12 protein-coding genes are annotated in these 11,759 nt (G+C 67.4%); 6 read left to right on the top strand and 6 right to left on the bottom strand.

Features of this window, described 5'->3' with window-relative positions:
- Positions 1–122 precede the first annotated feature (122 nt).
- Entirely contained in the window at positions 123–1,475 is a 1,353-nt protein-coding gene (locus tag ABQE93_RS25580; protein WP_448411628.1) for a carboxylesterase family protein, read from the top strand.
- Between the two features lie 7 nt (positions 1,476–1,482).
- Here the strand turns inward: ABQE93_RS25580 and ABQE93_RS25575 are convergent, their stop codons facing one another.
- The 4 genes from ABQE93_RS25575 to ABQE93_RS25560 form a co-directional block, all read right to left on the bottom strand.
- A complete protein-coding gene (locus tag ABQE93_RS25575) occupies positions 1,483–1,986 on the bottom strand; it encodes a methylated-DNA--[protein]-cysteine S-methyltransferase (RefSeq protein WP_448411643.1) in 504 nt (167 codons plus the stop codon).
- Positions 1,986–3,473: an AlkA N-terminal domain-containing protein gene (locus ABQE93_RS25570; RefSeq protein WP_448411626.1), complete on the bottom strand. Its 1,488-nt coding sequence runs from the start codon at positions 3,471–3,473 to the stop codon at positions 1,986–1,988. Before ABQE93_RS25570 ends, ABQE93_RS25575 begins: the two co-directional genes overlap by 1 nt.
- A gap of 80 nt (positions 3,474–3,553) precedes the next feature.
- Positions 3,554–3,853, bottom strand: coding sequence for a hypothetical protein (locus ABQE93_RS25565; protein ID WP_448411624.1), 300 nt, complete (start codon positions 3,851–3,853; stop codon positions 3,554–3,556).
- 12 nt (positions 3,854–3,865) lie between these two features.
- Positions 3,866–4,294 (bottom strand): SDR family oxidoreductase, encoded by a 429-nt coding sequence (locus ABQE93_RS25560; RefSeq protein ID WP_448411641.1) that lies wholly within the window; start codon positions 4,292–4,294, stop codon positions 3,866–3,868.
- A 61-nt stretch (positions 4,295–4,355) separates the two neighbouring features.
- Here ABQE93_RS25560 and ABQE93_RS25555 point away from each other — a divergent pair, with 61 nt between their 5' ends.
- The 3 genes from ABQE93_RS25555 to ABQE93_RS25545 all read left to right on the top strand — a co-directional run bounded on the left by ABQE93_RS25555 (position 4,356) and on the right by ABQE93_RS25545 (position 6,409).
- Entirely contained in the window at positions 4,356–5,066 is a 711-nt protein-coding gene (locus tag ABQE93_RS25555) for a TetR/AcrR family transcriptional regulator (protein WP_448411622.1), read from the top strand.
- 22 nt (positions 5,067–5,088) lie between these two features.
- Complete coding sequence (locus ABQE93_RS25550; protein ID WP_448411621.1) at positions 5,089–5,808, top strand: NUDIX hydrolase; 720 nt, start codon at positions 5,089–5,091, stop codon at positions 5,806–5,808.
- An 85-nt stretch (positions 5,809–5,893) separates the two neighbouring features.
- On the top strand, positions 5,894–6,409 hold the full coding sequence (locus ABQE93_RS25545) for a hypothetical protein (protein WP_448411619.1): 516 nt from the start codon (positions 5,894–5,896) through the stop codon (positions 6,407–6,409).
- 17 nt (positions 6,410–6,426) lie between these two features.
- On the opposite strand, the gene ABQE93_RS25540 is transcribed toward ABQE93_RS25545, so the two are convergent.
- On the bottom strand, positions 6,427–8,238 hold the full coding sequence (locus tag ABQE93_RS25540; protein WP_448411617.1) for a fatty acyl-AMP ligase: 1,812 nt from the start codon (positions 8,236–8,238) through the stop codon (positions 6,427–6,429).
- Positions 8,239–8,337: 99 nt separating this feature from the next.
- Between ABQE93_RS25540 and ABQE93_RS25535 the strand changes: the two genes are divergently transcribed.
- Positions 8,338–8,811, top strand: a complete 474-nt coding sequence (locus ABQE93_RS25535; protein ID WP_448411615.1) for a nuclear transport factor 2 family protein — start codon at positions 8,338–8,340, stop codon at positions 8,809–8,811.
- Between the two features lie 30 nt (positions 8,812–8,841).
- Entirely contained in the window at positions 8,842–10,140 is a 1,299-nt protein-coding gene (gene glsA / locus ABQE93_RS25530) for a glutaminase A (protein WP_448411613.1), read from the top strand.
- Here the strand turns inward: glsA and ABQE93_RS25525 are convergent.
- Entirely contained in the window at positions 10,129–11,736 is a 1,608-nt protein-coding gene (locus ABQE93_RS25525) for an adenylate/guanylate cyclase domain-containing protein (RefSeq protein ID WP_448411611.1), read from the bottom strand. The genes glsA and ABQE93_RS25525 overlap by 12 nt on opposite strands.
- Positions 11,737–11,759 lie beyond the last annotated feature (23 nt).

Raw genomic sequence — 11,759 nt, 5'->3', positions numbered from 1 at the left:
AGTCCTGTGCCCCCCAATTCAATTGGGGGGCACAGGCATTTGTACTTCTCGAGCCGAAATTCGCATCAGAACTTATTCGGCTCCGAACCAATCAACCGCTGTCCGCACCCTACGCTGACCGTATGACGGCAACCGGCGGTCATAGTCCAGCGACGCCCCCCGCCGAACGACGCTTCCACCTGAAGGCCGGCGTCGTCGTGGGCCGCGTCGACGAGGACGTCGTGCGGGCACTCGGCATCCCCTACGCACAGGCAGCGAGATTCGCTGCGCCCGTACCGATTACGCGCAACGCGGCGCCGATCAACGCCTTCTCCCGCGCCCCCGCCGCGCCGCAACTGCCGGCCAAGCTCATGTCCCGGTTGATCGGCGGCGGCGACCTGGGCACCGACGAGAACTGCCAACGCCTCTCCGTCACCGCACCGGCCGACGTCACCCCAGATGAGCGGCTGCCGGTGCTGGTCTGGGTCCACGGCGGCGGTTACGTCGCGGGTGCCGGTGACCTTGTCCAACATGATCCACGTGCATTGGTGGCCGAACAACGGGTGATCGTCGTCGCCGTCACCTACCGGCTCGGGATCCTCGGATTCCTCGGTGACGGCGAGGACGTGCCCGCCAACCTCGGCTTGCTCGATCAGCTGACGGCGCTCAGGTGGATCCGGGCCAACATCACCGCATTCGGCGGCGACCCCGACCTGATCACGGTGTTCGGTCAGTCCTCGGGTGCGGACGCGATCACGCACCTGATGATCAGCGACGGCGCCGACGGCTTGTTTCGGCGCGCGATCCTGCAGAGCGCACCGCTGGGCATCACCGCGGACCGCGCCGCCATGGCCGCGGCGATGCGCACCGCCGCGGGGCACCTATCACGGGACGCACCGGTGGAGGAGGTCGTCGCGCTGCAGCACGTCGCCGAACGAGCAGCACGCAAGTTCGGGGCGCGCGGTCGGATGCAGCCCTTCGGAGTGCAATACGGATTCCCGCCATTGCCAGAAGAGACCGACCGCGACGCCGCACTCCGCGACGCGGCCCGACGCGTCGATGTCCTGATCGGGTGCACGCTCGAAGAGACCGGGGTCATCGCCGCTGTCGTTCCGGGTCTGCGCACCGTGTTCCGTGCGCCGCTGCTCGGCCGTCGCATACGGCAGCTGATCACTACTCCCACCACCCGCAGCATGTACGACACACCCGCGCGTCAGTTCGCCGCCCGACACCGCGCGGCCGGCGGTCGCGCCTACCGGTACCGCATGACGTGGCGGCCGGAAGGCAACGGATATGGGGCTGCGCACCTGACCGATCTGCCGCTTTTGCTCGGCAGCCGAGAGGCCTGGAAAGACGCCGCGATTCTCGGGACTGCCGGCTGGGCGGCCGTGGATCGGCGCGGTCGCGCCATCCGCCGCATCTGGGCCGACTTCGCCCGAACGGGCACGGTGTCAGATGTCGGCGCCGAAGACACGATCACCTTCCTGCCGAACTGACGCGGCTCTACTCGAAAAGTGCGGCCTGCGCGGACGCGTGCGACCGTTCGAGCCCGAGCAACAGCTTCTTGCGATCGATGCCCCCGCCGTATCCGGTGAGGCTGCCGTTCGCACCGATCACCCGGTGACACGGCACGATGATGCCAATCGGATTGTGGCCGTTGGCCAAACCGACCGCGCGGAACGCACCCGGGGACCCGATCTGCCGGGCGATCTCGCCGTACGACCGCGTCTCCCCATACGGAATCGTCAACAGCGCCTCCCACACCCGGCGCTGAAACGCCGTGCCGACCAGATCGAGCTCCAAATCGAAGTCCCGGCGCTCACCGGCGAAGTACGCCTCGAGCTGCTCGACGGCCTCCGGGAAGGCCGTGTCGTCGGGTTCCCAGCTGTCGCGGCTTGGCTCGTAGGTCTGGTCGACCATCCGCAGATGCATGAGTCGTCCGTCCTTGCCGGCCAACGTCAGCGGACCGACTGGGCTGTCGACGCTGCGAAATTGCAGGGTTTCGATCACTTCTTCTCCTTCGGCGGCCAATGGTTGACCGCGTGCTCGAGGGCCGTCCATAGATGCTGCGTGGCATAGGAACGCCAGGGCCGCCACTGCGCAGCATGCTCGGTAAGCGCCCGCTGATCCGACGGTAACCCGAGTTGCTTGGCGGCGAGCCGCACACCCAGGTCGGTGACAGGAAAGGCGTCCGGGTCACCGAGTCCGCGCATGGTGATCACCTCAGCGGTCCAGTCGCCGATGCCGGGTACTGCCCGCAGCTGATCCCGCGCACCGTTCCAGTCGGTTCCGGCGTCCAGCACCACCTCGCCGTCGGCGATGCCCCGGATCAACGCGTTCAGTGAGCGTTGCCGGGTCTTAGGGAAGGCAAGGTGCGCGGGGTCGATGTCGGCGAGCTGCTCGATCGCGGGAAACATGCGTGTCAGCCCGCCGCCGGCGTCGGTGATGGGCTGGCCATAGGCGGCGACGAGCCGGCCGCCGTGGGTGCGGGCGGCCTTGACGGAGACCTGCTGGCCCAGCACCACCCGCACCGCAAGTTCCTGCTCATCGACCGTGCGGGGGATCCGCTGACCGGGCGCCTTCGCGACGAGCACGCTCAGATCGGGGTCGGCGCCCAGCGCGTCAACGACGGCTTCGGGGTCGGCGTCGAGGTCCAGCAGCCGTCGGCACCGGGCGATCGCGGTGGAGAGATCGCGAAAGTCGTCCAGGCTGACGCGGCACTGCACATGGTCGGGTTGCGGTGTGAGGCCGACGATTCCGTTGCCGCTGGGCAGGCGCAACGTCCGCCGGTAGGCGCCGTCGCGCACCTCCTCGACACCGGGTACCGCGCTGGCGGCCAGATGGCCGAAGACGCCCTCGTAGGCGAACGGGGTGCGCACCGGCAACCGCAGCGACAGCGCCCCAGCGCCGCCCTCGGCTCGTCCGAACCGCCTACGGGCGCGCTGGCGCAACACGGTCGGCGTCGTATCGCACACCGTGCGTACGGTGTCGTTGAACTGACGGATGCTGGAGAACCCGGCGGCGAAAGCCACGTCGCTGAACGGTAATTCGGTGGTTTCGATGAGGATGCGGGCCGTTTGGGTGCGTTGGGCTCGGGCCAGCGCCAGCGGGTTGGCGCCGACCTCGGCCTGCAGAAGCCGTTCCAGTTGCCTGGTGGTGTAGCCGAGGCGGCTGGCCAGGCCGGTGACACCATCGCGGTCAACGGTGCCGTCGGCGATCAACCGCATGGCGCGGGCCACCACGTCGCCGCGCACATTCCACTCCGGCGACCCCGGCGACGCGTCGGGGCGGCAGCGCTTACAGGGCCGGAACCCGGCGTTTTGCGCCGCCGCCGCAGTCGGGTAAAAACGCATGTTGCGCGCATACGGCGGCCGGACGGGACAGCTCGGTCGGCAGTAGATCTTGGTGGTCAGCACGGCGGTGACGAACCAGCCGTCGAACCGGGCGTCCTTGGACTGCACGGCCCGGTAGCAGCGGTCGAAATCGTCGTACACGCCTACCACAATTACACGCCCCCACCGACATGACTAGCGGAAAACCGACATCGTCGTCGGCGACGCCGCGACCGTGAGGCTCAGCACGAAACGGTGACGTAGACCGTCTGGTAACGGACACGCTCCACAGAACCGGTGTCACCGACCGGATCCCGATCGGTGATGTCTTGGCCTGCAGTCACACTGGTCACCGCGCACTCTGACAGCGGCGCCGCACCCACGCGGTTGACGATCACCCTTCTACCCTCGGATTCAAGCTTCCTGATGGTGTCGGCCGCCGAGTCGGGACCCGTCGGTGCGCCCTGCGCGACGCCCGCGAAGCCGAGCGTCGCCGTCCACAACGCCACCGCCGTCATCGTGGAGACACTGAGAAACCGCATGGTTCTTCCTTCCTAGACGAGGCCGCCGTTGGCGAAAACGGTCTGGCCGTTGACCCAGCCGCCGTCACCGCTGCACAACGCGGCGATGACGTCGGCGATATCGGTTGGTTCACCGAGCCGCTGATGCGGTGTTCGTTGCGCAAATCCCGCAATCTGCTCGGCGCTCTTTCCGTCGGTGAACAAGGTCGTATTGACCACGCCCGGGGCGATGGCGTTCACCGAGACCTGTCGGCCGCCAAGCTCTTTGGCCAGCGCAGCCGCATACATGTCTTGCGCCGTTTTGGTTGCCGCATACGGACCGTATGTGGCCGTGCGCAATTGCGTGATGCTCGACGACAGCGTCACGATCCTGCCGCCGTCGCCGCCAACATCGACCGGCGGGACGTCGCGGTTCGTCGTTCCGTGTGCTCTCCACCAGGCTCTCCGTCCGTTACAGGCGATAACAGAAATTTGATAGCGCTGATGTTATCACCGAAAAGCAGACGATGCTATCGTCGATAACATGCAGGGGGTAGCGAAGCCACGCCTCGAACCGCGGGAGCGCATCTTGCGCGCGGCCGCCGACATCCTCGCCGAGCACGGTCGGGAAGCCGTGACCACCAGAAACGTCAGCGCCGCGGCGGCGGTCCAGGCTCCGACGATCTACCGGCACTTCGGCGATATGCGCCAACTGATCGACGATGCGGCCAGCCTCGGCATGGCCGAGTATCTCGCCGTCAAACGCCGTCAGCCGCGGACCGACGATCCGGTCGAAGACCTGCGCGGGGGCTGGGACCGCCACGTCGAGTTCGGGCTCGCCAACCCCACCACGTATGCCGTGCTCTACGGCGATCCGCGGCCAGACGCCGTGCCTCGAGCGGTCGCCGAGGGCGACACCATCCTCACGGGGATGATGCAGCGGATCGCGCAAGCCGGCCGGCTGCGGGTGGGCGTCGAACGCGCCGCAGACATGGTCCATTCGGCCTGCCGCGGCGTCACGCTCACGCTCATCTCGCAGTCGCCGGAGGCTCGCGACCCCGAACTGTCCAACACCACCCGAGAAGCCATGCTGGCGGCCATCACGACCGATCGTCCGGACGGTCGGCTCGAAGACACCCGCACGGCGGAGCGCGCCATCGCGCTGAAATCGGTACTGGCGACAGGCGATGCGGCCGTGCTGACCGAAGCCGAGACGGCGCTGCTCGTCGAGTGGCTCGACCGACTGTCGCGATGAGCGGTTGGCTTACAGTCGAACGGTGACGATCAGCTACGACGACGGCCTGCGCGAGCAGATCCGGCAGCGGTTGGCAGGCCACCGCCGCCGCACCGCGAGCGATCCCGCCAAGCGCCGCGCCGCGGTCGCGGTGGTTCTCGTCGACTCTGCGCTGGGCGAGGATCGCGTGGACCCGGCGCCCGTCGACGACTGGATCGACGGACGGCCGATGCCGGAGGCCGGGCTCGACGGGCGCATGGTCGACGTCTCCGGTGGTGCCGCGTTTCTGTTGTGCCGCAGGGCCACTCGGTTGTCGACGCACGCCGCACAATGGGCGTTGCCCGGCGGCCGGTTGGACCCGGGGGAGACCGTGGTCGACGCCGCGTTGCGCGAACTCGACGAAGAGGTGGGGGTCCGGCTGGCCGACTCTTCGGTGCTCGGCATCCTCGACGACTACCCGACGCGGTCGGGTTACATCATCACCCCGGTGGTGATCTGGGGCGGCGGACGACTCGACCTTCGCCCGGCCCCCGATGAGGTGGTGGCGGTCTATCGCGTGGGCCTGCACCAGCTTCAGCGCGACGATTCCCCCCGGTTCATCCGCATCCCGGAGAGTCCGCGCCCCGTCGTGCAGATACCGCTGGGCAACGACCTGATCCACGCCCCCACCGGCGCGGTGCTATTGCAACTGCGGTGGCTGGGCCTGGAAGGCCGCAGCGACCCCGTCGACACGCTCGAACAGCCCGTCTTCGCGTGGTCATAGCCGGGACATATCGAAGTCCTAACGATCTCGTCAATTCCGCGGGTGTGCCTCGCCCCGGAGCCTCGGCCGTGGTCTGGTGGAGGCGATGTCAATCAATAAGCCGTCCGCACTGACCTTGTTGGCCGCCGCGACGGCGGGAGCCGCGCTGCTCGCTATCGGATTACCTATCGCGGCGGCCGCGCCCACATCGGACAGTCGCGGCTACGTCGACTCCACCGCGCGCTGCGCCTCGCCGAGCACCGCGGTGGTCTTCGGCAGCACCGGCAGTTCGCGGGTGGCGATCTGTAAGTCCGCCGACGGGGATTACGAGTACCGCGGTGTGCGGGTGCGCGACGGCGCCAAGCTGATCGCGCCGGCTTCGCCTGCTGACGACGGCGGCTTCAGCGCCGACAACGACGGGATCACCTACACGGTGACCGCGGACGCCTTGACCATCACGTCGGGCTCGAAGGTGATCCGGAAGGAGTCCATGGTCGACTTCCACGGTTCAGCGCCAGCACGCAGCCCGGGCGCCTCGCCCGAGGCGCCGAAGGCCACCGCGACCCCGACGACGCCGCTGCCGCCGCCGTTGCCGGCCGAGGTGGGCGGCACCAGCAGCTAAGTCCCTGTCGGCCAGCCTTATTCGCGTATCTCACCGCGAAGGTACTCGTCGCGGCAGGCCCGGCGGGCCAGCTTGCCGCTGGTGGTCCGGGGGATCGAACCGGCGGGCACGAAGCGCACGTCGGCGACCGAAAGGCCGTGCACCTGCGCCACCGCCGCGCGGATGGCTGCGATCGCCGGCAGCGGGTCGGCGCGGCGGGTGCCCGACGCGCGTTCGGCGATGACCACCACGTCGTCGTCGCCGACGGTGAACACCGCCACGTAACCCCGGCGCACCATCGCCGACGCCTGCGCCACCGTGTTCTCGATATCGTGCGGATAGTGCTGGCGCGCACTGACCGTCATCAGATCGGCCATGCGGCCGGTGACGTAAAGCTCCCCGTCCAGATACACCCCGAGGTCGCCGGTGCGCATCCAAACGGCGTCGCCCGGCGCCCCGTCGGCGTGACTAGCCGTCGTCAGCCGCGACCGCAGCACCGCGTCGAACGTCTGCTGGGACTCTTGGGGGCGGGCCCAGTATCGTCGCGCAATGTTGTCGCCGTGCAACCAGATCTCACCGACCCGGCCGTCGGCGACTTCCCCGTGGCCCTCGGGGTCGACGATCACCGCCCACTGGCTGCGCGCGACCTGACCGCAGGACACCTGCGCCAGTGCGCTTTTCGCGTCGGCGGGCACCCGCACCGCGCGCCCTTCGGCGAGTTGGGCGCGGTCGAGGTACACCACGGACGGCTCGGCGTCGGGCGCGATGGTCGACACGAACAGGGTGGCCTCCGCGATGCCGTAGGACGGTTTGATCGCCGTTGCAGGCAGCCCGTACGGCGTGAATGCATCGGTGAACGTCGTGATCGCGTCCATGCTGACCGGTTCGGATCCGACGATCATCACCACGTTGCGCAGGTCGATGCCCTCGCCCGCGGCGGGCACACCGCGCTGGGCGGTGTATTCGTAGGCGAAGTTCGGTGCGGCGGTGACCACCCGGCCGCGGCCCGACTCGTCGGAGAGCGCGCGGATCCAGCGCTCGGGCCGCCGAAGAAACGCGGTGGGCGCCAACAGCGTCGAATGGCCGCCGTAGACCGCGGGAAAGCCGATCATCGACAACCCCATGTCGTGGTAGAGCGGCAGCCAACTGAGCCCGTGGGTGTTTCGGTCGAGCAGGTCGATCGACAGGATCATCTGGATCAGGTTGGTGCCGACCGCCCGGTGCGTGATCTCCACGCCGACCGGGGGCCGCGTGGATCCGGAGGTGTATTGCAGGTGCGAGACGTCGTCGACGTCCAGGTCGACCGGCGAGAACGTCTCGCCCACGGAATCGGGTATCTCGTCGACGACGATGAGTTCGGGGCGGGGCCGCAATGTGCGTTGCGTCAGGAACGCCTCGACGGCGTCGGCGGCCGCGCGCGTCGTGAGAACCGCCGCGGGCCGGGCGTCGCTCAGGGCGGTGTCCAACCGTTCGGCGTGGCCTTGGAGTTCGGGGGCGAACAACGGAACCGCGATCATGCCCGCCTTGACCGCGCCGTAGAAGCCGGCGACGTAATCGAGGCCCTGCGGAGCCAGGATCGCCACCCGGTCGCCCCGCGAGGCGACGCGTTGTGCGGCCGCACCGATCGCCCTGATACGACGGCCCAGTTCGGTCCATGTCAGCTCGATGGCCCGACCGTCTGCCGATCCCGTGTAGTCCAGGTACCGGTAGGCGACCGTGTCGCCGACGTTGGCGATGTTGCGGTCGATGAGCGAAACCAGCGTGACGCCGGGCGGCAGAACGACGTTGCCCTCGGTATCCAGGCAGTCCTCGATCTGCAGCAGACCTCTATGGTCGGTAGAAGCGGCCATACCGTCGAGTCTAATTAATGTGACGCACGGTATCACCTATCTCTACCGGGATGTGACCAAAACGGGCTCGCAGGGTGCTTTGTCAGGAAGTGAGGGATCATGACGCCAAACACTCCGCTCGTGCCGCCGTTCACCCTCGATACCGCCACCGCGAAGGTGCGTGTCGCCGAAGATCTATGGAACACCAGGGATCCCGAACGCGTCGCCAACGGCTACACCCCCGACAGCTGGTGGCGCAACCGGTCCACCTTCGTGCAGGGGCGGGCACAGATCGTCGACTTCCTCACCACCAAGTGGGCGACCGAACTCGAATACCGGCTCATCAAGGAGATCTGGGCATACGGCGACAACCGCATCGCCGTGCGGTTCGCATACGAGTATCACGACGACTCCGGCCAGTGGCTTCGCGCATACGGCAACGAGAACTGGGAGTTTGACCCCGACGGCCTGATGAGGACACGCCACGCCAGCATCAACGACGTCGTTCTCACCGAGGCCGACCGCCTGTTTCACTGGGACCGAAGCGGGCCGCGACCGGCCGACCACGCCGGGCTCACCGAGTTGGGCCTGTGAACCCAACGCCTCGTCGATAGGACTTTCGCCATGGCGGAACTGGTGCAGGAGTACCTGGACCAAATCTGTGCCGAACACCTCCCCAACACCCAAGGCGCACTGGCCGACTACATTCCCGAGCTGACCCGCGTCAACCCCGACGCGCTTGGGCTGTCGTTGTCGCTGGCCGACGGATACGTCTATGAATGCGGCGACGCTGCAACGGAGTTCACGATCCAATCGGTGTCGAAGCCGTTCACGTACGCGCTCGCGCTCGACCGTATCGGCCAGCAGGCGGTGGATGCGAGGATCGGCGTGGAGCCGTCGGGGGAGGCGTTCAACGAGATCAGCGTCGACCGAACCACGAAGAAGCCGAAGAACCCGATGATCAACGCGGGTGCCATCGCCGCGGTTTCGTTGATCCCCGGCGTCAGCGCCGAGGACCGGTTCAACCAGATCCTGGAGTTCTATTCGGAGTTCGCGGGGCGAGAGCTTTCGGTCGATCACGACGTGTACGCGTCGGAGAAAGCCACCGGCAGCCGAAACCGTGCGATCGCCTACATGTTGCAGAGTTTCGGCGCCCTCGAGGGCGATCCCGACGAGATCCTCGACGTCTATTTCCGCCAGTGCGCCATCAACGTGACGAGCACCGATCTGGCCAGGATGGCGACGACGCTTGCCCGCGGCGGGGTCGAACCCCAATCGGGGCGGCGGGTGACCAGCGCCGCGGTGGTCACCCGCACGCTGAGCGTGATGGTCACCTGCGGGATGTACGACGCGGCGGGTGACTGGGTGAGCGCGGTGGGTATGCCGGCCAAAAGTGGTGTGGGCGGCGGCATTACCGCCGTGCTTCCCGGTCAGCTCGGCATCGGGGTGTACTCGCCGCGACTGGATGCCAAAGGTCACAGCGTGCGTGGCGTGGAGGTGTGCCGCAGCCTGTCCGCGAACCTGGGAATGCATTTCATGTCGGTCACCCGCGAGTCACTCTCGACGGTGCGGGCCGCCTACGACGCTCGTCCCGGCATCCGGATCTACGAACTGCACGGCGACCTGTTGTTCGCAGGAACCGAGCAGGTGTTGCGCAACATCGAGCGGGAGTACGACGACTTCGACGTGGCCATCCTGGAAGTGTCACGGGTGGACGACATCGACGCCACCTCCCGGCGCATGCTTGCCGGCATGCGCGAGTTCCTCACGGCGGCAGGCAAAGAAGGGTATCTGGTCGATCCCGACGATACGTTACGGGTGGCCAATGTGTCGGAGTCTCAAGCGAGGGTTTTCGGCACGTTCGATGAGGCGTTGCGCGCCGCGGAGAAAGCCGTCGCGGCACGGCGCACGTCAGACGGGTAACGCCAGCCGGGTCGGCTCGTCGTGCCCACGAAGCGTCACGGTGTCACCCAATACCCAATGCGCCCGCTCACTTTCGGATGCGTTGGAAACGGCCGCCGACGACGCCAGCACGTGACAGGGCTCGGTCTTGGCCAGTTCGCACAGCCGCGCCGCCTCATTGACGGGTTCGCCGATGACGGTGTATTCGAACCGCTCTCGGGCACCGACATTGCCGGCGACCGCTTCTCCGGAGGCGATCCCGATACCCGCCTCGAATTCTGGTGCCTCTTCACGGATCCGCCGTGCGATGGCGCGGCCAGCGGCAAGCGCCGCGTCCTCGGGGGACGGCAGGTGATTGGGTGCGCCGAAGACGGCCAATGCGCCGTCGCCCTCGAACTTGTTGACGAACCCGTGATGCCGGTCGACTTCCTCGACGACCACCGCGAAGAACCGATTCAACAGCTCGACGACTTCGGTGGCGCGAAGCGTCGTCACCAGCTGCGTGGAGCCGATGATGTCGACGAAGATCACCGCAACGTGACGTTCCTCGCCCCCGAGCTTGGTGTGCTCTTTCTCGGCGGCGGCTGCGACATCTCGGCCGACGTGGCGGCCGAACAGGTCGCGAAGCCGTTCCCGCTCGCGCAGCCCGCTGACCATTCGGTTGAAGCCGCGCTGCAACTCGCCGAGTTCGGTGCCGTCGAAAACCACCACTTCACAGTTCAGGTCGCCTTCTTCGACGCGATTGAGGGCCGCACGAACCACCCGCAGCGGCGTTGCGAACAGCCACGACAGCAGCCACATCAGCAGGAAACCGAACATCAACCCGAGAAGCGAGATGATCATCACTGCGACGGCGAACTGCGTCTCCGACAGGTTCTGCAACACCAGCGCGAACAGCGCGGTGATCACGATGCCGATCAGCGGTACGCCCGAGCCGAGCAGCCACACCGTCATCGTGCGGCCCATGAGTCCGCCGGACAGCCGCCGCGGCGGCGGGGCGTACTCCAGCGCCTGCGCGGCCACCGGCCGCAACGCGAACTCCGTTGTGAGATAGCCGGCCGTAGCGACCATGACACCGGGGAACGCCAACGAGAATAGGAACCGCGGGATAAAGACCGTATCGACGATGCCGTAGAGCGTGGTGAACAGCACCGTAGCCACACCCCACAAGGCGATCAGCGCCCACGCCACCCGCCACGGCGCCACGAACGCGTTGCGGTGATCCTCGGCGGTGGGCCGGCGTTCTTCGATGGCCCACCGCAGCGCGTTGACCGTGCGCCTGGTGATCCAGAAGACGCCGACCACCAACGCTCCGACGATGTAGGCCGGCACGGCTCCGAATGACAGCCACGCCGGAGCGTCGGTGAACACGCTGGGCACCGGGAACGCGACCGCCACCAACAGCGTCGACACCGCGATGCCGAGGAAGTTCCAGCACAAGACCAGCACCGTCAGGATGATCTGGATGCGCACCCGACGGCGTAGCTGGTTCTCCGTCGACTTGCCGAGCAGCCAGGACCCGTACTCCGGACTGTCGGGTAGCCGTCCGCTCTGCCGGGTGACGACTTCGGCGATACGGCCCAGTCGACGCGCGAGGGTGCTCTTCTTGGCGTTCATCTGGCCCTACCCTAAATCGCCCG

It is taken from the genome of Mycolicibacterium sp. XJ662, from assembly GCF_053484035.1.
This window is presented reverse-complemented; position numbering and strand designations above follow the sequence as displayed.